This window comes from Streptomyces sp. NPDC046349, assembly GCF_055587885.1.
On sequence record NZ_JBVJFK010000013.1, the window covers coordinates 13,912 to 39,880 of the forward strand.

The 25,969-nt window shown below is 73.2% G+C and carries 6 protein-coding genes; all 6 read right to left on the minus strand.

All coding sequences use genetic code 11. The features are described from left to right. Nucleotides 1-36: 36 nt before the first annotated feature. The 6 genes from ACZ6JS_RS28035 to ACZ6JS_RS28060 all read right to left on the minus strand — a co-directional run bounded on the left by ACZ6JS_RS28035 (nt 37) and on the right by ACZ6JS_RS28060 (nt 25,969). The gene (locus ACZ6JS_RS28035) at nt 37-1,296 is read right to left on the minus strand and encodes a cytochrome P450 (protein WP_469301984.1); all 1,260 of its coding nucleotides are present in this window, start codon (nt 1,294-1,296) and stop codon (nt 37-39) included. Between the two features lie 60 nt (nt 1,297-1,356). Further along, nucleotides 1,357-4,542, minus strand: coding sequence for an amino acid adenylation domain-containing protein (locus ACZ6JS_RS28040; protein WP_469301986.1), 3,186 nt, complete (start codon nt 4,540-4,542; stop codon nt 1,357-1,359). Continuing rightward, nucleotides 4,539-5,753 carry an NAD(P)/FAD-dependent oxidoreductase gene (locus ACZ6JS_RS28045; RefSeq protein WP_469301988.1) on the minus strand — a complete coding sequence of 405 codons (1,215 nt, stop codon included), beginning with the start codon at nt 5,751-5,753 and terminating at the stop codon, nt 4,539-4,541. The genes ACZ6JS_RS28040 and ACZ6JS_RS28045 overlap by 4 nt, the downstream gene beginning before the upstream one ends. Before the next feature lie 182 nt (nt 5,754-5,935). Further along, on the minus strand, nt 5,936-7,138 hold the full coding sequence (locus tag ACZ6JS_RS28050) for a cytochrome P450 (protein ID WP_469301990.1): 1,203 nt from the start codon (nt 7,136-7,138) through the stop codon (nt 5,936-5,938). Nucleotides 7,139-7,184: 46 nt separating this feature from the next. Beyond that, a complete protein-coding gene (locus ACZ6JS_RS28055) occupies nt 7,185-8,417 on the minus strand; it encodes a cytochrome P450 (protein ID WP_469301991.1) in 1,233 nt (410 codons plus the stop codon). A 2-nt stretch (nt 8,418-8,419) separates the two neighbouring features. Next, nucleotides 8,420-25,969 carry an amino acid adenylation domain-containing protein gene (locus ACZ6JS_RS28060; protein ID WP_469301992.1) on the minus strand — a complete coding sequence of 5,850 codons (17,550 nt, stop codon included), beginning with the start codon at nt 25,967-25,969 and terminating at the stop codon, nt 8,420-8,422.

Consider the following 25,969-nt stretch of genomic DNA (forward strand, 5'->3'; position numbering starts at 1 on the left):
CGACCGGGAGGGCCTTCGCCGTGCGGGAGGGGAACGTCAGGGGCGGGGCTCCGGGGTGAGGCGGACCTTGAGGGTGGCGTGGCCGTTGGCGAAGTTGGAGAAGAGGCGGGTGGGCGGGGCCAGGAGTTCGATGCCGGCCACCCGGCTGCGCAGCGACTCCAGCATGGAGATCATGTGTACGCGGCCCAGGTAGGCACCGAGGCAGAAGTGGGGGCCGTGGCCGAAGCTGACGTGCTTGTTGGGGGTGCGGCCCAGGTCGAAGGTGTACGGGTCGGCGAAGACGTCCTCGTCGAAGTTGGCCGAGCTGTTCCACAGGGTGACGATCTCGCCGGCCTTGACGACGTGGTCGCGGATCGGGATGTCGACCAGGGCGTGCCGGCCGAAGTGCATGGTCGGGGTGGTCCAGCGCATCACCTCCTCGGTGGCGCTCTCCAGGGTGACCTCCGCGTTCTTCAGCCTGCGCCACTGGTCCCCGTACCGGCTGAAGGCGTGGACGATGCCGGAGGCAGTGGCCCGGCTGGACTCGTCGCCGCCCAGGATCAGGCTGTAGGCGTTGTAGATGATCTCTTCCTCGGTGAGCGGTTCGCCGTCGATGGTGGCGGTGGCCAGCGTGCTGAGGACGTCCTCGCCGGGGTTGCGGCGGCGTTCGGCCATGAGGCCGGAGATGTAGAGGATGATCTCGTTGCGCGCCATCAGCGAGACCTCTTCGCCGTCGTCGGCGCTGTACCGGGACAGGGTCTGGGCGTTCCAGTCGACGAGCTGTTCGCGGTCCCCGGCGGGGATGCCCATGAGGTCGCCGATGGTGTGGATGGGGATCCGGTCGGCGACGGCGGTGACGAAGTCCACCTCGCCCTCCTCGACGGCCTCGGAGATCAGGCGGTCGGTGAGGTTCTGGACGTTCTCGACGACGGGGGCCAGGACCCGCGGCGAGAAGGACTTCATCATCAGGTTGCGGATCTCGCGGTGGCGCGGGCCGTCGGTGACGGCGAGCATCTTGCCCGCGGCGGAGTCCTCGCCCAGCAGGAGGGTGCTGAGGACGTTGCCCTGCTCGGAGGTGTACCGCTTGTTGTCGCGGTAGGCGGCCATGATGTCGTCGTACTTGGTGAGGACCCAGAAGCCGGGCTTGCCGTCCCGCGGCGTGTGCCAGAAGACGGGGTTGTGCGCGCGGAACGGCCGCCACATCTCGTGCGGGTCGTTGTCGTCGAACGTCTGCGGGTCGGTGAGGTCGAAGGCGGCCGGGTCGGCGAGTTCCGCGAGTTCCGCGAGTTCGGCAGCGGGCAGGGCGGGGGCAGTCATGATGTGCGTTCTCCTCCAGGGCCGCGGCCCCCGGGCGAGGGCCGCGGCACGGTCAGGTCCTCAGGCGGCTTCCGCCACGACGACGGCGGTGGTGGCGAGTTCGGCGATCGTCTGCTTGCGGAAGACGTCCTTCGCGGAGATGACCAGTCCGGCCTTCTTCGCCCGGGCGACCACCCTGATGCCGAGGATGGAGTCGCCGCCGAGCTCGTAGAAGTTGTCGGTGACGCCGACGGCGGGGACTCCGAGCACGTCGGACCAGATCTGCGCGAGCAGCCGCTCGGCTCCCGTACGGGGCTCCTGTACCTCCGCGGGGGCGGTCGCGTGCTCGGGGGCGGGCAGGGCCCTGCGGTCGACCTTGCCGCTGGGGGTGAGCGGGAACTGCTCAAGGCACACCAGGGCGGAGGGCACCATGTGGACGGGCAGCCGGGCCGAGACGAACTCCCGCAGCTCTGCCGGTTGCGGGCGGCGCCCGGCCGCGGCGGGGGTCACGTAGCCGACGAGGCGCTTGTGCTCGCCGTCGGCGAGGGCGACGACGAGGGCCACGCCGACGTCCGGGTGCTGCTGGAGGACGAGTTCGATCTCGCCGGGCTCGATGCGGTAGCCGCGCACCTTGACCTGGTGGTCGGCCCGGCCGACGTACTCGATGACCCCGGCGCTGGTCCAGCGGACGAGGTCGCCGGTCCGGTACATGCGGTGGTCGGGTGCTTCGCCGTGCGGGTTGTCCAGGAAGCGGTCGGCGGTCAGTTCGGGCCGGTTGAGGTAGCCGCGGGCCACTCCGGGGCCGGCGATGAACAGCTCGCCCGCCACCCCGATCGGCACCGGCCGCAGACGGTCGTCGAGGACGTAGGCGGTGGTGTTCGCGACGGCCCGGCCGATGGGGACGGGCATGTGCTCGTCGGCCTCGCGGATGAGGTGCCAGGTTCCGAGGACGGCGGTCTCGGTCGGTCCGTAGAGGTTCACGAGCCGCTGCGGCGGGGCGGCCGCCAGTACCTCGGCCACGCGCACGGAGTTGGCCGCCTCGCCGCCGAAGAGGACGTGGCGCAGCGCACCGAAGGCGTACGGGTCGGCGGCGACGATCTGGTTGAAGACGGCGGTGGTCACGAACAGGGTCGTGACGCCGTGGCGGCGCAGCGCGGCGGTGAGCTCGGCCGGGTCGAGGAGGGTGTCCTTGTCGATGACGACCATCCGGCTGCCCGCGAGCAACGGCCCCCAGATCTCGAGCGTGGCCGCGTCGAAGGTGACGTCGGAGCCCTGGGCCATGACGTCGTCGGTGCCGAGCCGGACCCAGTCGGCGTTGCAGAAGAGCCGGACGACCGAACGGTGGCCGATCACGGCCCCCTTGGGCGTCCCCGTGGAGCCCGACGTGTACATGATGTACGCGGGGTCGTCGGCGGTGACCGGGACGTCCGGCGCCCCGGTCGGCTGGGCGGCGAGGGCCTCGTCCTGCTCGTCGAGGGCGATCGTCCGGGCGCCGGCGGACGGCAGCTTTCCGGTCAGCCAGGACTCGGTGAGGCAGAGCGGCACCTCGGCGTCGGAGAGCATGAAGCCGAGCCGGTCCTGCGGGTAGTCGGGGTTCAGCGGCAGGTAGGCGCAGCCGGCCTTGAGGACGGCGAGCAGGGCGGTGACGAGCTCGGGGCCGCGGGGCAGGCAGACGGCGATGAAGGTGCCGGGCCGGACGCCGTCGGCGACGAGCAGGTTGGCCAGGCGGTTCGCGCGGGCGTCCAGCTCGGCGTAGGTCAGCGTCTCCAGGCCGGCGGTGACGGCGACCGCGTCGGGGCGCAGGCGCGCCTGTTCGGCGACGAGTTCGTGCACGCACCGGTCGGCGGGGAAGTCGGCCCGGTTGACGGCCCACTCGGTGGTGAGCAGGCGCAGTTCCTCCTCGTCGGCGAGGGGGAGTTCCTCGACGGTGCGGGCGGGGTCGGCCGCCGCGGCGGCGAGCAGGACCGACAGGTGGCGGGCCAGCAGCTCCGCGGTGACCGCGTCGAAGAGCGCGGCGTCGTACTCCAGTACGCCGGCCAGCCCGCCCGTGCCGGTCTCGGTGAACTCCACGGTGATGTCGTGGGCGGCGGGCATCCCGGGCGGCTGGACCGTGCTCACGGCGAGGGCGGGAGTGCGGGCCGGTTCGGCGGCCTCGTCGGCGCCGCGGAGCACCACCATCACCTGTATGTCGGGGGTGTCGCCGGCGTCCCTGCCCTCGCCGAGGGCGGCGCGCACCCGCTCGAAGGGGACGTCCTGGTGGGCGAGGGCCTCGGCGAGTGCGGCGACGCCGTCCGCGAGCACCTCGGTGAACGGCGCCTCGGCGCGTACGCGGGCGCGCACCAGGAGCGGATTGTCGAACGCGCCGACCAGGCCGTCGAGGACGGGCCGGGGCCGACCGGACGCCAGGGTGCCCAGAGCCAGGTCCTCCTGGCCTGTGTGCCGGGAGAACAGCACCTGGCAGGCGGCGAACAGGCCCGCGAACAGGGTGCCGCCGTGCGCGCGGGCCGCGTCGGCGAGCCCGCGCGCGGCGTGGGCCGGGACCTGGAACCCGTGGCGGGCGGCGGCCCGGCCGCGCGCCCGGGTCCGGGGCCGGTCGGTGGGCAGCCGCAGTGCGGGCAGGCCGGCGAGCCGGCCGCGCCAGTGGTCCAGCTGTGCGGCGAGCTCGGCGTCGGTGACGCGGGCGCGCTGCTCGGCGGCGTACTGCGCGTACCGGACGGGCAGTGCGGGGAGCCGGGCGGTGCGCCCGGCGACGGCCGCGGCGTACAGCTCGGCCAGCTCGGCCGTGATGATCGCGCGGGAGCGGCTGTCCGCGGCGATGCGGTGGGCGTTCAGGACCAGCAGGTGCTCGTCGGTGCCGAGGCGGATCAGGAGCGAGCGCAGCAGCGGGCCGGAGGCCAGATCGTAGGGGCGGGCGGCCAGCTCCGCGACGCGGGCTTCGAGGCGGTCGGCGGTCGTACCGGGCGCGGCGAGGCCGGAGAGGTCGGCGTGTTCCAGCTCGACCGGTCCCGCCGGCCAGACGCGTGCGCGGGCCGGGCCGTCGCCGTCGCCGTCGGGCCCGTGGAAGGTGGTGCGCAGCGGCTCGTGCCGGGCGACCAGGCCCCTCAGGGCGGAGGTGAGCGCGCCGCGGTCGAGGGTGCCGGTGAGCCGGAGGGCGACGACGGGGTGGTGGCCGTACGCCCCCTCCTGCCCGGCCCGGTGCCCGGAGCGGATGAGCTCCTGCCCGAAGGTGAGCGGCGTCCGGTCGTCTCCGGTCGTCCCGTCGGTCATCCGTTCAGTCCTTTCATGTCCATCTCTTCCATCAGGTCCAGCAGTTCGGGGGTGACGAACTCGTCGATCGGGCAGACACCGGACAGCGTCGAGAAGTACCGGTCGGTCAGGTCGCCGCTGGTGGCGATGGCCCGCAGCAGGTCGACGTGGTGCGGCGGCGGGTCCAGCCGGGCCGTCTTCAAGGTGGCGTGGTATTCGGGCATGAGGGCCTCCAGCCGCTGTTCGGCGAAGGCGTGCAGCGCCGCCCGCAGCCGGTCGGGGTCGTGGAGGCCGTCGCCGATGCAGTCCGCGAGGAGCTGGGCCTGGAAGAAGCCGTCGGTGATGCCGCGTGCGGTGATCGAGTCCTTGTGGTGGCCGGCGTCCCCGATGAGCGCCCAGCCGGGTCCGGCGGCCTGCCGGAAGAAGTTGCGCTGGTCGCCGGTGCCGTAGACGCGTTCGAGGCGGGCGCCGGCGGCCATCTCCTCGCGCAGCTCGGGGGCGGTCTTCTCGACGTTCGTGAGTAGGGCGTTCAGGGCGTCGCCTCGGACGCTCGCGAACTGTTCCTGGGGGAAGTAGCCGGCGACGAGCGTCGCACCGTCGTTGGTGGGGACCGTGCCGACCCAGTGGCCGGGGGTGTCGAACAGCCTGAAGCCCGGCCGGAGGCCGGACCAGTACGAGTAGTAGGCGCACGTCGAGGTGGGGTCCTCGGCGATCAGCGGGGCGCGGACCTTGGCGGCGACGGTCGAGCGCATGCCGTCGGCGCCGACGACGAGGGTGGCCCGTTCGACGGCGCCGCCCGCGCCTGGGCCGAGCCGGACGCCGACGACGCGGTCGCCGTCGAAGACGAGGTCGCTCACCGAGCAGTTCTCGCGGAACTCGACGCCCGCGTCGACGGCGCCCTGCGCGAGGATCGGGTCGAGCAGGTAGCGGCGCGGCGCGTAGGCGGCGCGCTGCCCCTCGGCGGCCCAGGAGCAGCCCTCCAGCCGGATGTCGCCGTGGGTGTAGCGGACGCGGTCCAGGGCGGGGGCGCCGGTGTCCCGTACGGCGGGCAGCAGGCCCCAGCGGGCGAGGGCGGCGACGCCGGGCTGGTGGATGTAGAGCGTGGAGAGGGTGTCCTTGGGGAAGGTACCGCGCTCGACCATGAGCACCCGGTAGCCGGCGCGCGCGAGCAGCATCGCGGCGGGAGCCCCGGCGCAGCGCGCGCCGACCACAATCACGTCGTAGTGGGTCAAGAGATGCTCCTTGTCCTGCGCCGGCTCCGGTGGCCGGTGTCGTCGTGCCCAGTGGAGACCGCCCGTGAGGCATACGCCGGCCCGCGGCCGGCGTATGCCTCACGGGGTCGTGCGGGTCGTGCGGGTGGTTGGGGGCCGGGCGGCCCGGACCCGCGGGGGTCCGGGTCCGGGCCGCCGGCCGGCTAGTCGACCCGGATCGGGAGCCGCCAGACCCCGGTGAACTCCGGGGAGCTGAGGAAGGTCGGCCTGTCGTCCGGGTCCACCCGCAGCTTCGGAAAGCGGTCGAACAGGATGTTCATGGCCACCCGGCCCTCCAGCCGCGCGAGCGGGGCGCCGAGGCAGAAGTGGATGCCCCGGCCGAAGCCGATCTGCGGGTTGGGGGTCCGGGCCGGGTCGAACACGTCCGGGTCCTCGAAGACGCGGGCGTCCCGGTTGGCCGCCGAGAACCAGACCTCCAGCACGTCCCCCTCGGGGATCCTCACCCCGCCGATCTCCACGTCGCGGGTGGTGACCCGGTAGCCCGCGGCCAGCGGGCTCAGGTAGCGCAGGGACTCCTCCAGCAGGGTCGGCACGAGCGACCTGTCCTCGCGCACCCGCCGGTCCACGTCGGGGAAGGCGTCCAGGCACAGGATGGTGTTGCCCAGCAGCATGGTGGTGGTGATGTGGCCGGCCGAGATCAGCAGGTTGGCGAAGTTGACGATCTGCCGGTCGGTGAGCCGCTCGCCGTCGACCTCCGCCTCGACGAGCCGGGACAGCAGGTCGTCCCGGGGCTCGGCGCGCCGCTGCGTGACCAGTTCGAGGATGTAGAAGCCCATCGCCATGGCCGCTTCGGCCTGGGTGTCGAGGGACTCCTCCTGCACCTTGTCGCCCTGGTGGGTGGTGAGCTGGGTGCTCGCCATGAGGGACTGGTCGGCCCATTCCTTGAGGAGCTCGCGGTCCTCGCGGGGGATGCCGAGCATGTCGCAGATGACGATCACGGGCAGCGGGTAGGCGAGGGCCTCGGCGAGGTCGAAGGTGTCGCCCTCGATCCGGTCGAGCAGCTCGTGGGTGAGGGCGGCGATGCGCGACTCCAGCTCGGCGACCATCTTCAGGGTGAAGGTGCGGCCCACCAGCTTGCGCAGCTTCTGGTGCTCCGGCGGGTCGGCCTGGGTGAGGTTCCCGTCGAAGGCGACGGCGGCCTGTTCCGGGCTGACGTAGCGGGCGGCGACCTCGGAGGAGTACGTCGCGGGGTCGCTGAGGATCTCGAGCGTCTCCGGGTAGCCGTAGACGTGCCACATCCCGACCTCGGGGTCGTACTCGACGGGCGCCTCGGGACGGATGCCGCGCAGCCAGAAGTGCCGTGGATGCATCTCCCACTTGTCGAGGGGGGTGCTCGTGGTGGTCATCGGGGGTCTCCTTCGGCGGCCCGGTCACGGGCCTCGGGTCGGCGCCTCATCGGACGAGGAGCGGAAGCTCCGAGGTCGAGATGACGTGGGGCAGCGGCAGGAAGGCCGGCGGGTTGTCCGGGTCGGTCCGCATCTTCGGGAAGCGGTCCAGCAGGATGTCGGTGGCGATCCGGCCCTCCATCCGGGCCAGCGGCGCGCCGAGGCAGAAGTGGATGCCCCGGCCGAAGCCGATGTGCGGGTTGGGGTCGCGGTACGGGTCGAAGACGTGCGGGCGGGCGAACATGCGCTCGTCCCGGTTGGCTGCCGAGAGCGAGATCGCGACGAGCTGGCCCGGGTGGACCGGGACGCCGGCCAGCTCGCCCTCGGCGACGCACGCCTTGTAGGCCGTCGCGATGGGGCTGAGATAGCGCAGGGACTCCTCGATCAGACCCGGGGTGAGGTCCGGGTTCCCGCGTACGGCGGCCAGGTGCTCGGGGTAGGCGTCCAGGCACAGGAGGGTGTTGCCGAGCAGTGCGCTGGTGGTGGCGTGTCCGACGACGAGCAGCTCGTTGGCGAAGTTCACCACCGCGTTGTCGCTGAGCCGCTCGCCGTCGACCTCCGCCTCGACGAGCTTGGTCAGCAGGTCCTCCCGGGGCTTGGTGCGGCGCTCGGCGGCGTGTTCGCGCAGGTACTGGAACATCTCCGGGACCACGCGCATGGCGGCCTGGGCGTCGACGTCCTCGTCGAGGTCGCGGTCGCCCGAGGTGAGGGCGACCGCGCTGTGGGCCATCCGGTCGACCCACGTCTTGAACAGGTCGCGGTCGCTCTGCGGCACCCCGAGCAGCTCGGAGATGACGATGATCGGCATGGGGTAGGCCAGGTCGTTCACCATTTCGATGCTGTCCCGGCCGTCCACGGCGTCGAGCAGTTCGTGGGTGATCTCGACCATCCGCGGCTCCAGGGCCGCGACCATCCCGCGGGTGAACGCCTTGCTGATGATCTTGCGCAGTTTGGTGTGGTCCGGCGGGTCGGACTGCAGCAGGGTGCCGTCGCTGAACTCGGGGTCGATCTCCACGTCACCGGCGATGAGTTCGGCGACGTCGCTGGAGAACGTCTTCGGGTCGCCGACGACCTCCAGCACCTCCTTGTAGCCGTACACGTTGACGATGCCGTAGTCGTTGACCTCGACGGGGTGCTCGGGCCGGTGCCCGCGCAGCCAGAAGAACTCCTCGTTGATGCCGAGGCGGTCGACGAAGGCCGCCGCCTCCTTCTCCTGCGCGCCGGCCGATGTCCCGGTCATGGTCAGTTCCCCCCGAGGTGCTGGTTGATGATGCGGGCGATCTCGGCCGCGGGCTGGGCCTTCGGCATGCCCATGTGCGTGGCGTCGATGTCGTACTCGTGGACCGTGCCGCCGATGTGCGGGGCCCAGATGGCGGCGTAGGACTCGTCCGGGTTCTGGGTGGCGTTGAAGAAGACCGCGTCGCCGTCGTAGACGGGCGAGTCCCACTCCAGGAGCATCTCGGCGTGCGACTTGAAGAGGTGGCTGCCGTTCTCCACCAGGGCCTCGCGGTCCTCGTCCACGCCGGAGCCGATGAAGAACTCCTTGAAGAACTCCCGGACCTCCGGCATGTTCACCGGGTCCTCGATGTGCCGGAACCAGCCGCTCGGCGGGCTGTCCATGAGGGCCAGCAGCGCCACCTGGTGTCCGCGCCGCTTCAGTTCCGCGGCGAGGGCGTGGGCGTACGTGCCGCCCGTGGAGTGCCCCACCAGGTGGTAGGGGCCCTCCGGCTGGGCCGCGAGGATCTGCTCCAGGTAGTCGTCGAGCATCGCCTGCGTGGACTCGGCCCGGCCCGTGCCGTCGAAGCCGCGGCCCTGGATGCCGTACACCGGCCGGTCCCCGAGGAGCTGGGCGAGGCCCACGTAGGACCAGCACAGTCCGACGCCCGGGTGGACGAACCACAGGGGCGCCTTGGAGCCCTCGGTCCGCATCGGCAGGACCACCGCGAAGGGGTCCGCGAAGACGGGCGCCTGCGCCGACTTGACCTGGTCCTGGAGGTATTCGGCCAGCTTGGCCACGGTGGTGGCCCCGAACATCACGCGGATCGGGACCTTGGCCCCCAGGACCGCGCGGATCCGGCTGATGAGCTTGGTCAGGCGCAGCGAGTGGCCGCCCAGGTCGAAGAAGTCGTCGTCGATGCCGACCCGCTCCAGTTCGAGGGCCTCGGCGAACAGCTTCGCCAGAGTGGTCTCGAGCGGGTTGCGCGGGGCGCGGTAGTCGACTCCGCCGCTGTACTCCGGGTCGGGGAGGGCGTCCCGGTCGAGCTTGCCGTTCGGGGTGAGCGGCAGCTGCTCCAGGGTGACGAAGGCGGACGGGACCATGTACTCCGGCATGCGGCTGGTGAGGTGCTTGCGCAGGTCCTCCGCCACCACGCTCTCGCCCGGTGCGGGGATGACGTAGGCGACGAGCTGCTTGTCGCCGGCCAGGTTGTCGCGGGCGGTCACGACGCCGTGGTCCACCGTCGGGTGGGCCGCGAGGGCCGTCTCGATCTCGCCGAGCTCGATGCGGTAGCCGCGCACCTTGATCTGGTTGTCGGTGCGGCCGCGGAAGACGAGCTCTCCCTCGGGGGTCCACTCGACCAGGTCGCCGGTCCGGTACATGCGCTCGCCGGGCTCCCCGAACGGGCAGGCCGTGAACCGCTGGGCGGTCAGGTCCGGCCGGCCGACGTAGCCGCGGGTCAGGCCGGCGCCGGCGATGTAGAGCTCGCCGGGCACGCCCGGCAGGACCGGCCGCAGCGCGGAGTCCAGCACGTAGACGCGGGTGTTGCGGATGGGCCGGCCGATGGTGACGGCGGTGCCGGCGACGAGCTCGCCGGCCGTCGCGCCGATGGTGGTCTCCGTCGGTCCGTAGCCGTTGAACATCCGGCGGCCGGCCGACCAGGTGGCGACCAGTTCCGGCGAGGCGGCCTCGCCGGCCACCATCAGCGCCTCGACCGAGGACAGCGATCCGGCGGGCATCGCGGCGAGCACCGTGGGCGTCAGGATCGCGTGGGTCACCCCGAACGCGTCGGCGGTCTCGGCGAGCGGCGCCCCGGGGGCGAGCCGGTCCGGGTCCGCCATGACCAGCGCTCCCCCGGCGAAGAGGGACATGCACATCTCGCCGACGGAGATGTCGAAGCTCGGCGAGGCGAACTGCAGGACGCGGCTGCGGGCCGTGATGCCCAGGAGCCCGGTCACCTCCGCCACCATGTTGGCGAAGCCGGTGTGGGTGACGGCCACGCCCTTCGGCCGCCCGGTGGAACCCGAGGTGTAGATGACGTAGGCGGTGTTGGTGACGGCGAGCGGCCGGAGCCGCTGCGCGTCGTCCGGCGGTGTGCCGTCCGCGCCGTCCAGGGCCTCGGCGAACTCCGGTGCGTCCAGGGTCAGCAGCTCCGACGGGAGGTCGGGCAGCCGGTCGGACGTCGCCCGGTCCACCAGGATCAGTCCGGCCCCGGAGTCCTCGACCATGTAGGTGAGCCGCTCGGCCGGGTAGGCCGGGTCGAGCGGCAGATAGGCGCCGCCCGCCTTCATCACGGCGAGGACCGCGACCGGCCACTGCGGCGAGCGCCGCAGGGCCACGCCGACGACCGTCTCCGGGCCGACCCCGCGCTCGACGAGGATGCGCGCCAGCCTGTCGGCCCGCGCGTCCAGTTCCGCGTAGGTCACCTTCTGGTCCTCGAAGAGGACCGCGATCTCCTCCGGGGCCTCGGCGGCCTTCCGCTCGAACAGGGCGGGCAGGGTGAGCGCCGGCTCCTGGGTCCGCGTCCGGTTGAAGTCGAGCAGGAGGCGCTCGCGTTCGGCCTCGTGCAGGACGTCCAGCGCGCCCACCGGGATCTCCGGGTCGGCGATGAGCTGCCGCAGGATGTGCAGCACCCGCTCGGCGATCCGCTCCACCGTCGCCGCGCTGATGCCCTGCCGCTGGTACTGCAGGATCATGCGCAGGTGGGGCTCGGCGTCGGCGGCGAGGCCCACGAGGTAGGCGGCGCCGGCGGAGGGCCGGATGCCGGTGAAGGACACGCCCGCCGCGGTGTTGGCCGCGCCCAGCGCCTCCTTGTCGACCGGGAAGGACTGGAAGAGCACGATGGTGTTGAAGAGCTCCTTCAGGCCGGCCTCCCGCTGGATGCGGTGGAGCCCGAAGTGGTGGTGGTCCAGCAGCGCCGTCTGGCGCTCCTGGAGGTTGCGCAGCACCTGGGCGAGCGTGTCGCCGGGCCCGTACTCGGCCCGGATGGGCAGAGAGTTGACGAACAGGCCCACCATCTGGTCGACGCCGGGCACCTCCGCGGGCCGGCCGGACACGGTCGTGCCGAAGATGACGTCCCGCCTGCCGGTGAGCTGTCCGAGCATCAGCGCCCAGACGCCCTGGACCAGGGTGCCCATGGACACGCCCAGTTCGGCGGCGCGCTTCTTCAGGGCGCGGGCCTCGTCCAGCGGCAGCGGCACGTCGACCTGCCCGACGCGGGCGTCGTCACCGCCGTCCGCGGGGGTCTCGGCGGGGAGCAGGGTGGGCTCGGCGACGCCCTCCATCTCCTTGGCCCAGGCAGCCGCGGCGGCCTTGTCGTCGCGCCGCGACAGCCAGCGCAGGAACTCCCGGTACTCGGGCACCCGCGGCTGCTCGGAGGCGTCGCCCTCGGACGCGTACAGGTACGCGAGGTCGCGCACGAGCAGCGGGAACGACCAGCCGTCGAAGAGCGCGTGGTGCACGGTGAGCACCAGCTCGGAGGTCTCCTCGGCGAGCTGGACCAGCGAGGCCCGCAGCATCGGCGGCTTCGCCGGGTCGAACTGGGCGTAGTGGTCCTCGGCGAGGATCCGCTCCAGCCCCTCCTCGCGTGTGCTCTCGTCGAGGCCGCGCAGGTCGGCGACCCGCCAGGGCAGTTCGACCCGGTCGAGCACGAGCTGGGTGAGGTCTCCGTTCGCGTCGGTGACGAAGGCGGTGCGCAGGTTGGCGTACCGGTCGAGGAGAGCCTGCGCCGCCACCCGCATGCGGGCCGCGTCGACCCGGCCCTGCACGTGGAAGGCCACCTGCACGATGTGCGGGTCGAAGGCGTCCTCCCCCAGGCGCATGGTCTCGAAGAGCAGACCGAACTGGAGCGGGGTCAGCGGCCAGACGTCGGCCAGGCCCGGGTACTGCTCCTCCCAGCCCTCGATCTCGCTCTGCGTGAGGCGGACCAGCGGGACGTCGGAGGGGGTCAGGCCGCCGGCGCCGGGGGTGGCGGCGTGGTGGGCGAAGCCCTCCAGCGCGCGCACCCACAGGTCGGCGAGTTCCCGTACCTCGGCCTGCCCGAGGACGCCGGCCGGGTAGGAGACGCGGGCGTTGAACCGGGGGCCGTCGGCGGTGTCGGTGACGTAGGCGCTGATCTCGACGGTGGACAGCGCGGACATGTCCGCGTCGAGGTCGGCGGCGAGGCCGAGGGCGTCGGCGGCCAGGGTCCAGCCGGGGCCCTGCCGGCCGTCGGCCGGGGTGCCGGCCGCGACCCGGCCCAGGTAGTTGAACGAGATCTGGGGGGTCGGGCGCCAGTCGAGCTCGGCGGCGGTGGACGGGTTCAGGTGGCGCAGGAGGCCGAAGCCGACTCCCTTGTCCGGGACGGCCAGGAGCTGCTCCTTGACGGCCTTGAGGACGCCGCCCGCGGCGGCGCCGCCGGAGATCGCCTCCTGCACGTCGTGCCCGGCGAGGTCGAGGCGTACGGGGAACATGCTGGTGAACCAGCCGACCGTACGGGACAGGTCGGCGCCGGGCACGACCTGCTCCTCGCGTCCGTGGCCCTCCAGCCGGATCAGGGTCGAGGACGCCTCGACGCCGCGGTCGGCGCGCCACTGCGTCACCGCGAGGGCGAGTGCGGCCAGCAGGCCGTCGTTGACCGCGCCGTGGAAGGCCGTGGGCAGGGTCGTCAGCAGGGCCTCGGTGACCTGCTCCGGCAGCTCCAGGGAGACCGACTCCACGGTGGACATGACGTCCACCGCCGGGTCCAGCGGGCGCGCGCCGAGGACGGGGTCGTCGCAGTCGAGCAGCTCGGACCACCGGGCGAGTTCGGCGATGCGGTCGGGGTCGGACGCCTCGTCGAGGAGGGCGTGGGCCCAGCGGCGGGCGGAGGTGCCGACCGCGGGCAGGGCCGGGGCGGAGCCCGCCTCGACCTGCTCCCACGCGGTGGCGAGGTCGGGGAGCAGGATGCGCCAGGACACTCCGTCGACGACGAGGTGGTGCAGGACCACCAGGAGCCGGCCGGCGCCCCGCTCGGGGGCGAACCAGACGAACTGGGCCATGGTGCCGGAGGTCGGGTCCAGCCGGCCGGTCGCGGCGTCCAGTTCGGCCCGGGCCGTCTCCAGCCACGTCTCGTCCCAGGTGCCCGTGCAGGCGACCCGGTGCACCAGCGCGGCCGCGTCGACCGTGCCGGGAGCGGGGACCTCCAGGCTGCCGCCGGCGTCGAGGACGAGGCGGGAGCGCAGGATGTCGTGGTGGTCGAGCACCGTGTTCAGTACGGCGGTCAGGCCGTCCTCGTCGATGCCCTCGGGCAGTTCGAGCGCCGCGGACATCGAGAAGCGGTCGAAGCCTCCGCCGAGTCCGAGCATGTACTGCGCGATCGGTGCCAGCGGCATGGAGCCGGTAGCGCCGCCCTCCAGTTCCGCGAGGGCGGGGCCGAGGTCCTGGGCGCCGGCGGCGGTGGCCAGCTCGGCGACCGTCCGCAGTTCGAAGATCTGCCGCGGGTTGACCACGACACCCTGGGCCTTCGCCCGGGAGACGATCTGGATGGAGCGGATGCTGTCGCCGCCGATGGCGAAGAAGTCGTCGTCGATGCCGACCCGTTCCAGGCCGAGGACCTCGGCGTACACGGCGGCGAGGACCTCCTCGGTGCGGTCGCGCGGTGCGCGGTAGCTCTCCCCGGTGAAGTCCGGCTCGGGAAGGGCCGCGCGGTCCAGCTTGCCGTTGGGGGCCAGCGGCAGCCGGTCCAGCGGTACGAGGACCGCGGGGACCATGAACTCCGGCAGCCTGCCGGTGACGAAGCGGCGCAGCTCGCGCATGCTGAGGCCGGAGGTCATGTCGGCCTCGAAGCGGCCCTGCGCGTCGACCTGGCCGCCGGAGTCCGGCGAGCCGACCACGTAGCCGACGAGGCGCTTGGACCCGTCGGGGGTGCTCTGGGCGGTCACCACGGCGTGTTCGACGCCGGGGTGGGCGGTCAGCGCCGCCTCGATCTCGCCGGGCTCGATGCGGAACCCGCGGATCTTGAGCTGGGCGTCGCCGCGGCCGACGTACTCCAGCTGCCCGTCGGCCCGCCACCTGGCGAGGTCGCCGGTGCGGTACATCCGCGATCCGGGAGCGCCGTACGGGTCGGCGGTGAAACGCTCGGCGGTCAGTGCGGCGCGGCCGTGGTAGCCGCGGGCGATGTCGCCGGCGACGTAGAGTTCGCCGACGGCGCCCACGGGCACCGGGGCCAGGCCGGCGCCCAGGACGTACGCGCGCATGTTGCCCAGGGGTGCTCCGATCGGGGCGGTGTGCGCGGCGTCCCACTCGCCGTCGGCCGGGAGCGCGAAGGTGCTCGCGTAGAAGCTCTCGGTCTGGCCGTACGCGTTGACCACCCGCACGCCGGGGACGGCGTCGCGGACCCGGGCGGCCAGGGACGCGGGCAGTGCCTCGCCGGCGAAGACCACGGCGTCCGCGGTGATCTTCCCCTCGACCTGGTCGAGGAGCTCGGCGAAGACGGAGGGAACGGTGCTGATCACGCCGCCGGTCCAGCCGCCGCGCTCGCCGATGACGAGGACGTCGCGGGCCAGTTCGACGGTGCCGCCCGCCGCCAGCGTGGTGAAGATCTCGAAGACGGAGACGTCGAAGTTGACGGATGCGGCGGCGAGGGTACGGGTGCCGGAGTCCACGCCGATCGTGGAGGCGAGCCGCAGCAGGCCGTTGACGACGCCCGCGTGGGTGACGGTCACGCCCTTCGGGACTCCCGTGGAGCCCGACGTGTACATCACGTACGCGGCGTTGCCGGGCAGCACGGCCGCGGGCGCGGGCGCGGCCGGGTCGGCGGGGGCGCCGAGGGCCAGGTCGCCGAGGTACAGGCGGGTGGGCCCGTTCTCCGGCAGGACGCCGGCGGTGGCCGCGTCCGTCAGCAGCAGGGCCGGCCGGGCGTCGGCCAGGATGTGCTCCAGGCGCCGGCTCGGGTACTTCGGGTCGATCGGCAGGTAGGCGCCGCCGGCCTTCAGGACGCCGAGCAGGGCCGCGACCAGGTCCGCGGTGCGCGGCAGGGCGACGCCCACCACGCTCTCGGGTCCCACGCCGTGCCGTCCGAGCTCGCGTGCCAGCCGGTTCGCCCGCTCGTCGAGCTCGCGGTAGGTCAGCGACTCGTCGCCGCAGACCAGCGCGACCGCGTCGGGCCGCCGCGCGGCCTGGAGCTCGAACAGGGCGGGAACGGTGACCTCGGGGGTCGGCTCCTGTGTGGCGTTGAAGCCGTGGAGCACCAGCTCGCGTTCGGCCCCGTCCACCAGCTCCACGGAGGCCACCCGCTGCTCGGGGGCGGCGGCCAGCAGGCCCACGACCCGTACGAAGCGGTCGGCGAGGGCCTTGGCGGTCTCCCGGTCGAACAGGTCGGTGGCGTACTCCAGGAGACCCACCACGCCCATGCCGGGCAGGTCGGCCATGTTGAAGAACAGGTCGAACTTGGCGGTCTCGGTGCGGACCCGCTCGAACTCCACCTGCAGGCCCGGCAGCGCGAAGTCCTTCCGGGCGAAGTTCTGCCAGGCGAACATCACCTGGAAGAGCGGGGAATAGGCCGTGGAGCGCTCGGGGTTGAGGACCTCCACCAGCCGCTCGAAGGGCACGTCCTGGTTGTCGTACGCGGCCAGGGACTTGGCCCGGACGCGCTCCAGCAGCTCCGTGAACGCGGGGTTGCCCGACAGGTCGACGCGCAGCACCCAGGTGTTGACGAAGAAGCCCACGAGTTCCGCGAGGGCCTCGTCGGTGCGGTTGGCGATCGGGGAGCCGATCGTCAGGTCGTCGCCGCCGCCGAGGCCGTGCAGCAGGACGGCCAGGGCCGACTGGAGCACCATGGAGGAGGTCGCGCCGCTGCGGCGCGCCAGCTCCTCGACCGCGGCCGCGACCTCGGGGGTCAGGGCGAACTCCACGGCGTCGCCGCGGTGGGAGGCCTTCGGCGGGCGCGGGCGGTCGGAGGCGAGCTGGAGCGGCTGCGGCACGCCGGACAGCTCCTGGCGCCAGTAGCCGACCTGCGCGGCGAGCGCGCTGGCCGGGTCCTCCTCGTCGCCGAGCACCTCGCGCTGCCACAGGGTGTAGTCGACGTACTGGACGGGGAGCTCCGCCCACTGCGGGGCGCCGCCGTCCTTGCGCGCCGCGTAGGCGGCGGCGAGGTCGCGGGCCAGCGGGGCCATGGAGGAGCCGTCGCTGGCGATGTGGTGGATGAGCAGGACAAGGATGTGTTCCTGCTCCCCGATCCGGAGCACGGGGGCCCGTACCGGGATCTCCGCGGCCAGGTCGAAGAGGTACGCCGAGGCCTCGGCCATGGCGTCGGCGAGAGCGCCGGGTGCCACCTCCACGAGGGGTACCTGGAGCCGCGCCTCGTCGGCCGGCAGCACGTGCTGGGCCGGGACGCCGTCGGCGTCCTCGACGATCAGGGTGCGCAGGCTCTCGTGGCGGGCCACGACGTCGCCCAGCGCGGCCCGGAGCGCCGGCAGGTCCAGCTCACCGGTCAGGCGCAGCGGGAAGGGGGCGTTGTAGGTCGCCGAGGGGCCCTCGAACCGGTCGATGAACCACAGGCGGCGTTGGGCGAACGACAGCGGTACGGAGTCCGGGCGCTCGGCGGTGCGCCGCAGCGGTGCCCGGACGGGCGCGCCGGCCGCGAGGTGCTCCACCAGCTCGACGACGGTCGGGGCCTCGAAGACCACCCTGATGGGCAGTTCGACGTCGAGGACCTGCCGGATCCGGCTGACGAGTCGGGTGGCCAGCAGGGAGTGGCCGCCCAGGGCGAAGAAGTCGTCGTCGATGCCGACCCGGTCCAGGCCGAGCACCGCGGCGAACAGGCCGCACAGGACCTCTTCCTGCGGGGTGCGCGGGTTGCGGCCGGTGGCGGCCGCCGCGAAGTCCGGGGCGGGCAGGGCCCGCTGGTCCAGCTTCCCGTTGGGCGTCAGCGGCACCTCGGCGATGGCGACGACGGAGGAGGGCACCAGGTGCTCCGGGAGCCGCTCCTGGAGGTAGCCGCGCAGGGCCCCGACGAGGGTGCCGATCCGGCCCGCGGCGGCGGGCTCGTTGGCCAGGACCCGGTCGGCGCGGCCCGAGGGCGTGAAGCCGCCGGTGAAGACCTGGTCCGTGACGGGACCGGCGGGGACGATGACCGCGTCGAAGCACTCGGCCGCGGCGGCCGACCAGGTGAGCAGGACGCCCCAGCCCCGCTCGGCGGCCCATTCGCGCAGGTCCTGCGGGTCGAGGACGGGGCCGGCCACGGCGGGCGCCTCGATCACGCCGACCGCGGCGGCGGACTCGACCTCGTCGGCGAGCCGCGCGTTGGGGATGCGGGTGACGCGTACGGGCTGCTCGCCGTGGCCGCGGACGAACTCCTCCAGGCCGAAGAAGTCCTCGACCTGGCGGCCCCAGCGCAGGGCCGGGACGTCGTGCAGGTCGGTGGCGGCTACGGGCGCCTTGTGCAGGAGGACCTCGTAGCGGTGGCGGGTCAGCTCGTTGTGGGGGCGGCCGGCCTTCAGCCGGATGTCCACGCCGCCCGCGCCGTGCCGTTCGGCCCACCGGGTGAACCACTCGGGGTCGAGGACGAGCTCCTTCTCCATGAGGATCGCGCGGGCCACGGCGGCGCGGCTCACCGACGCGGAGGCCTCGGGGTGCAGCGCCCGCTGCACCCCGCTGCGGAAGAGCCGCAGCGTGGCGGCGTTGCGGACGTCGCCGATCAGGATGCGGCCGCCGGGGGCCAGCAGTTCCATCGCGCCGGCCAGGACCCGGTCCATGTACTCGGCGTCGGGGAAGTACTGCACGACCGAGTTGATGACGACGAGGTCGAAGTGCTCGCGCGGCAGCCCGCGGACGTCGTCGCCGTTCTGGTGGCGCAGGTGCACGCGGTCGCCGAAGCCGGTCTGCTCGACCTGCACCAGCAGCCGGTCGACGACGGCGGCCGACATGTCGGTCCCCCAGTACTCCTCCACCTGCCCGAGGGTCTGGGACATGAGCAGGCCGGTGCCGACGCCGATCTCCATGACGCGGCGCGGCGACCAGTTGGTGATCTGCTCCACCGCGGCGTCGCGCCACACGGCCATCTCGTCGAGGGCGATGGGCGCCCCGCCGGTGTAGCTGGAGTTCCAGCCGGTGAAGTCCTCGCCCCAGGCGGCGTCGGAGACGGCGTAGAGGTCGTCGTAGATCTCCTCCCACTCGTCGACCTGCTCCTCGGCGCCGGAGGTGTCGGAGCCGTCGACGCGCGGGACCACGTACCCGACCAGGCGGCGTTCGCCGGCCCGGTCCTCGTTCCAGGTGACGACGGCCTGTGCGACGTCGGGGTGGGCGGCCAGGGCGGCCTCGACCTCGGCCGGCTCGATGCGGAAGCCGCGGATCTTGACCTGGGTGTCGGCGCGGCCCCGGAAGACGAGTTCGCCGTCCGGCGTCCAGGCCACGACGTCGCCGGTGCGGTACATGCGCTCGCCGGGGACGCCGAACGGGGAGGCGACGAAGCGCTCGGAGGTCAGGGCGGAGCGGTGGGCGTAGCCGCGGGCCAGGCCCGCGCCGGCGATGTACAGCTCGCCGGGGACGCCCGGGAGGGTGGGGCGCAGGCCCGCGTCCAGGACGTAGACCCGCATGTTGTCCATCGGGCGGCCGATCGGGATCGGCTCGCCGACGCGCTCGGGGTCGGGCATGGGGTGGGTGGTGGCGAAGGTGGTGGTCTCGGTGGGGCCGTAGCCGTCGACGACCTTCAGCCCGGGGCAGGCCCGCAGGGCGCGGGTCACCGAGGCCGGGGAGACGACGTCGCCGCCGGTCCACACCTCGGCCACGCCGGCGAAGCACTCCGGGTTCTCGTCGGCGATCACCTTGAACAGGCCGGCGGTCAGCCACAGCGCGGTGACCCGCTGCTCGGTGATGACGGCGGCGAGGGCTCCGGCGTCCAGCTTGCCGACGGGCGCCACCACGGCGGTGCCGCCGCCGAGCAGCGGGACCCACAGCTCGTAGGTGGAGGCGTCGAAGGACTGCGCGGAGTGCACGAGGACCCGCTCGTGGGCGCCGCCGCGGTAGCAGCGGTCCAGTGCGAGGCCGGCGACGGCCCGGTGGGTGACGCCGACGCCCTTGGGCAGGCCCGTCGAACCGGAGGTGTACATCACGTACGCGAGCTGGTCGACGCGGTCGTGGGCGGCGGCGGCCGGCGCGTCGCCGGGGGCCGCGTCGACGGCCGCGGCGGTGTCCGGGTCGTCGAGGACGAGGTGCGGGCAGGCCCCGTCGGGCAGGCCCGCGGCGATCTCGGTGTCCGTCAGGAGCAGCGTCGGGGTGGCGTCGCCCAGCATGAAGGCGATGCGCTCGGCCGGGTACTCGGGGTCCACCGGCAGGTAGGCGCCGCCGGACTTGAGGACGGCCAGCAGGGCCGTGATCAGCTCGGGCGAACGCGGCAGGGCCACACCGACGACGGACTCCTGTCCGACGCCCCGGGCGGCCAGGACGTGGGCCAGCCGGTTGGCCCGGGTGTCCAGCTCCCGGTAGGTGAGGGTGCGGCTGCCGGAGGCGACGGCGACGGCGTCCGGCGTGGCCGCGGCCCGCTCCTGGAACAGGGCGGCCACGGTCCTGCCGGGTACGTCGACGGCCGTGTCGTTGAACTCCTGGAGGACCCGGGCGCGTTCGGCGGACTCCAGGACGTGGACCGAGCCGACGCGGGCGTCGGGGTCGGCCACGAGCTCCTGGAGGATCCGTGCGAAGCGGGCGGCGATGCCCTCGACGGTCTCCGGGTCGAAGAGGTGGTGCTGGTACTGGAGTGCCACCCGCAGGTGCGGGTCGGCGAAGGCCATCACGACGAGCGGGTAGTGTGCGCCGCTGAGCGGGCTGATGCCCGTGACCGAGATGCCCGCGGCCGAGTTCGCCTCCTTGATGGCGACGCCGTCGATCGGGTACGACTCGAAGCCGACGAGGGTGTCGAAGAGGACGTTCAGCCCGACCGAGCGGTGGATGTCCAGCAGGCCGTGGTGGTGGTGGTCGAGCAGGGCGCTCTGCCGGTTCTGCAGGTCGCGCAGCAGCCCGCCGAGGGTGGCGCCGGGGGTGCACTCGACCCGCACGGGCAGGGTGTTGATGAACAGGCCCACCATTGCGTCGACGCCGGGGACGACCGGCGGGCGGCCGGAGACGGTGGCGCCGAAGACGACGTCCTGGCGGCCGGTCAGTCCGGCGAGTACGAGCGCCCAGGTTCCCTGGACGAGGGTGTTGAGGGTGAGGCCCAGCTCGGCGGCGCGCCGGCCGAGCTCGCGGGCGTCGTCCGCGGACAGCGGGATGTCGATCTGGCCGATGCCGGCCGGATCGGCCGCTGTGCGCGCGTCCGGGGCGATCAGCGTCGGCGACTCGACCCCGGCGAGCTCGGCGGCCCAGGCGCGGGCGGAGGCCTCGCGGTCCTGGCCTGCCTGCCACACCAGGAAGTCGCGGTATCCGGGGACCCTCGGCAGTGCGGAGGCGTCGCCCTGGGAGCCGTACAGCCGCAGCAGGTCCTGCATGAGGACCGGGATGGACCAGCCGTCGAAGAGGACGTGGTGGGCGGTGAAGACGAGCTCCCAGCGGTCGGGGGCCATCATGACGAGGGACATCCGCACGAGCGGGGCCCGGGTCAGGTCGAAGTGCGAGGCGTGGTCCTCCGCGAGGAAGCGCTTCAGCGCCTCCTCCCGGCCCTCCTCGCCGAACCCGCTGAGGTCGAGGTACTGCCAGGGCAGCTCCACCCGGTCCCGTACGACCTGCACGCGGTCGCCGGCCGCGTCGTACACGAACGCGGCGCGCAGGTTGGCGTACCGGTCGAGCAGTGCCTGGCCGGCGGCCCGCATGCGGGCCGGCTCGACCTCGCCGGCGAGGTGGAAGACGAGCTGCATCTGGTAGGCGTCGAAGGTGGATCCGGCGAGCTGCGCGTGGAAGAGCAGGCCGTCCTGCATGGTGGTCAGCGGCCAGACGTCCTCCAGCCCGGGATAGTGCTCCTCCCAGGCCTCGATCTCCTCCTGGCCCACCCGGACCAGCGGTACGTCCGAGGGGGTCAGGCCGCCCGCGCCGGGCGCGGCGGCATGCCGGGCGAGGGCCGTCAGGGCGGCGCTCCACAGCTCGGCGAACTCCTCGACGTCCTCCTTCGCGAGCAGGCCCGCGGGGAAGGCGAGGCGGGCGGTGAGCTGCGGGCCCTGCTCGGTGTCGGTGACGAGCGCACCGACGTCGAGGGTGGAGAGGGCAGGCATCCGCCCGCCCGGCTGCGCGATCAGCTCGGTGGTGCCCTCGGCGAGGGTCCAGCCCAGGCCGCGCAGGTGCTCGGGCACGTCCGAGGAGGACGAGAAGCGGCCGAGGTAGTTGAAGCCGATCTGGCCGGTGGGGTAGCGGCGCAGCACGTCTGCGGTCTGCGGGTTCAGGTACCTCAGCAGACCGTAGCCCACACCCTTGTCGGGGAGGGACAGGAGCTGCTCCTTGACGGCCTTGACCGCGGCGCCGGCGGCGGGGCCGCCCGCGAACGCGTCGTCGAGGTCGATCCCGGCGAGGTCGAGGCGGGCGGGGAACATGGTGGTGAACCAGCCCACGGTGCGCGACAGGTCGGCGCCGGGGACGACGTCCTCCTCGCGGCCGTGTCCCTCGACCCGGATCAGCGCGGAGGACTCGTCGATGCCGCGGGCCTCGCGCCAGCGGGCGAGGGCCAGGGTCAGTGCGGCGAGCAGTCCGTCGTTGACGCCGCCGTGGAAGGCGGCCGGGAGGGTGGTCAGCAGGGTCTCGGTGACCGGCACGGGAAGCGTGAGCCAGGTGTGGTCGACCGTGGACATGGTGTCGACGGCGGGGTCCAGGGCGCGCGACCCGAGGAGGGGGTCGGGGCCCGCCACGACGGAGCGCCACAGGGCGAGTTCGGCGACGCGTCCGGGCTCCTGCGCCTCGTCGGCCAGGGCGTGCGCCCAGCGGCGGGCCGAGGTGCCCGTCGCGGGCAGTTCGGGGGTGCGGCCCTCGCGGACCTGCTCCCAGGCGGCGGCGAGGTCCGGCAGCAGGATGCGCCAGGACACGCCGTCGACGACGAAGTGGTGCAGGACCAGCAGCATCCGGCCCGCACCGTTCTGCGGGGCGAACCAGACGAACTGCGCCATGGTGCCGGCGGCGGCGTCCAGCCGTCCGGTGGCCGCGTCCAGCTCGGCGCGGGCCTGCTCGTACCACCGCTCGTCCCAGGTGCCGTCGCACTCGACGCGGTGGATCAGCGCGTCGGTGTCGACCGAGCCGGGCGCGGCCACCTCCAGGGCGGCGCCCCCGTCGCCGGTGACGAGCCGGGAGCGCAGGATGTCGTGGCGGTCCAGGACCGCGGCGAGGGTGGCGGCGAGGTCGGACCGGTCGATGCCCTCGGGCAGTTCGACGGCCGTCGACATGGCGAACCGGTCAGTGTCCGCGCCCAGTTCGAGCAGGTATTCGCCGATGGGCAGCAGCGGCATCCGGCCGGTGCCAGCGCCGTCGAGCTCCGCGAGCTGCGGCCCGGTGCCGGCTTCGGCGCCGAGGGTGGCGACCGCGGCCAGCTCGGCGACGGTGCGGTGGTCGAAGATCTGCCGCGGGCTGACCTCCACGCCGCCGCTGCGGGCGCGCGAGACGACCTGGATGGAGCGGATGCTGTCGCCGCCGATGGCGAAGAAGTCGTCGTCGATGCCGACCCGGTCCAGCCCCAGGACCTCGGCGTAGACGGCGGCGAGGACCTCCTCGACGGCGTCGCGCGGTGCGCGGTACTCGCCGCCGGTGAAGTCCGGCTCGGGCAGGGCCGCCAGGTCGAGCTTGCCGTTGGCGGTCAGCGGCAGCCGTCCGACCATGACGAACACGGACGGAACCATGAACTCGGGCAGCCGGCCCGCGGCGAAGCGCCGCAGCTCGCGCACGGACACGTTGGTGGTGAGGTCGACGTCGAGGTCGCCGAGGCTGGCGACGGTGCCGAAGCCGCCCTGGTCGGCGTCGAGCGGGACGACGTGGCAGACGAGCTGCTTGCTGCCGCGGCCCTCGCGGATGGTGACCACGGCCTGGGCGACGCCCGGGTGGGCCGTCAGGACGGCCTCGATCTCGCCGGGCTCGATGCGGAAGCCGCGCACCTTCATCTGCGCGTCGTCGCGGCCCGCGTACTCCAGCTGCCCGGCGGTGTTCCAGCGCGCCAGGTCGCCGGTGCGGTACATGCGCGATCCGGGGGCGCCGTAGGGGTCGGCGACGAAGCGGTCGGCGGTCAGGGCGGCGCGGCCGAAGTAGCCGCGGCCGATCTCGCCGGCGACGTACAGCTCGCCGACCACCCCGGCCGGGACGGGCAGCAGGCCGGGGCCGAGGACGTAGGTGCGGACGTTGCCGAGCGGGGAGCCGATGGGGGCGCTGCCGGCGCCGTCCCACTCCTCGTCGGCGGGCAGGGCGAAGGTGGTGGCGTAGAAGGACTCGCTCTGCCCGTAGGCGTTGACCACCCGGACGCCGGGGATCGCCTCGCGGACGCGCCGGGCGAGTGAGGTGGGGAGCGCCTCGCCGGCGAAGACCACCGTGTCGACGGCGATGCCGTCGCCGACCTGTCCGAGGAGTTCCGCGAAGACGGACGGGACGGTGCTGATCACGCCGCCGCTCCAGCCGCCGCGCTCGCCGATCACCAGTACGTCACGCACCAGTTCGACGGTGCCGCCGGAGCAGAGGGTCGCGAAGATCTCGAAGACGGACACGTCGAAGTTGACCGAGGTGCCGGCCAGTACGCGCGTCCCGGCGCCGACGCCGATGGCAGCAGCCAGGCCCAGGACGTCGTTGACCACGTTGGCGTGGGTGATCGCGACGCCCTTGGGCGTACCGGTGGAGCCCGAGGTGTAGATGACGTAGGCGGTCTGTTCCGGCCGGGCGCCGGCGGCGGGAGCCTGCGCCTCCTGCGGGGCGCCGGAGCCGATGTCGCCGACGAACAGCCGCGGGACCTCCGTGGGCGGCAGTACGCCGACGGTCTCGGCGTCGGTCAGGATCAGCGCGGGCGCGGCGTCCTCGAGGATGAAGTCGAGTCGGCGGCTGGGGTATCTGGGATCGATGGGCAGGTATGCTCCGCCGGCCTTGAGTACGCCGAGCAGGCCCGCCACCAGGTCGGCCGTGCGCGGCAGGGCGACGCCCACGAGGGTCTCGGCGCCCACGCCGCGGGCGGTGAGTTCCCGCGCGATCCGGGAGGCCCGCGCGTCCAGTTCGCGGTAGGTGAGGGTCTCCTCCCCGGCCTCCAGCGCGACCGCGTCCGGGGTGGCGGCGGCCTGGCGCTCGAAGAGCTCGCCGACCGACACCCGGGGCAGCTCGACGGCCGTGTCGTTGAACTCGCCGACCAGGGTGTCCAGTTCGTCCTGGTCCAGCACGGGCGCCAGGGCGACTGGGCGGTCCGGGCGGGCGACGACCTCGCGGATGACCCGCAGGTAGCGGTCCACGACGGACTGCGCCGTGGAGCGGTCGAACAGGTCGGTGGCGTACTCCAGGTAGCAGAGCATGCCCGGCCCCTCGGGGTCCGAGAAGTAGTTGAACTCCAGGTCGAACTTGGCGGTCGGGGTGGCGAGCACCTCGAAGCGCGCCCGCTCCAGACCCGGCAGGTCCAGGTCGATCCAGGCGTCGTTCTCCCAGGTGAACATGACCTGGAACAGCGGGTGGTAGGCGGTGGAGCGCTCGGGATTGAGGACCTCCACCAGGTGTTCGAAGGGCGCGTCCTGGTTGTCGTAGGCCGTCAGTGCCTTCTGGCGCACCTGCTCCAGCACCCGGTCGAAGGTGGGGGCGCCGGACAGGTCCGTGCGCAGCACCCAGGTGTTGACGAAGAAGCCGACCAGGTCGGCGAGTTCGTCGTCGGTGCGGCCGGCGACGGTGGAGCCGATGGCGATGTCGTGGCCGGCGCCCAGGTGCTGGAGCACCACGGCGAGGGCGGCCTGGAGCACCATCGGGACGGTCATGTCCCGCTGGCGGCCCAGGGCCTCGACGGCGGCGAGCAGCTCGGCGTCGATCGGGAAGCCGACCGTGTCGCCGCGGTGGCTGGCCACCGGCGGGCGCGGACGGTCCGTGGACAGGCGCAGCGGGGTCGGCACGCCCTGGAGCTCGTCCTTCCAGTAGGCGACCTGGGTGGAGACCACGCTCTCCGGGTCGTTCTCGTCGCCGAGCAGCTCCCGCTGCCACAGCGTGTAGTCGACGTACTGCACCGGCAGGTCGGCCCACTGCGGGGCCTCGCCGCGCAGCCGGGCGGTGTAGGCGGCGGCGAGGTCGCGGGAGAGCGGCTCCATCGACTCGCCGTCGCTGGCGATGTGGTGGACCAGCAGGAGCAGCAGGTGCTCACGCTCGCCGGAGCGCAGCAGGGTGGCGCGGACGGGTATCTCCGCCGCCAGGTCGAAGGCGTGTCCGGTGGCCCGGCGGACGGCCTCGTCGACCGCGTCGGGAGCGACCTCCACCAGCGGTACGTCGAGCTGCGCGCCGTCCACCGGCAGCACCTGCTGCGAGGGGACGCCCTGCTCGTCGACGACGATGAGCGTACGGAGGCTCTCGTGCCGGGCCACGACATCGCGCACCGCCGACTGCAGGGCAGTGGGGTCGAGCTCGCCGGTCAACCGCACGAGGAAGGGGACGTTGTACGTGGCCGACGGCCCCTCGAACCGGTCGATGAACCACAACCGACGCTGTGCGAACGACAA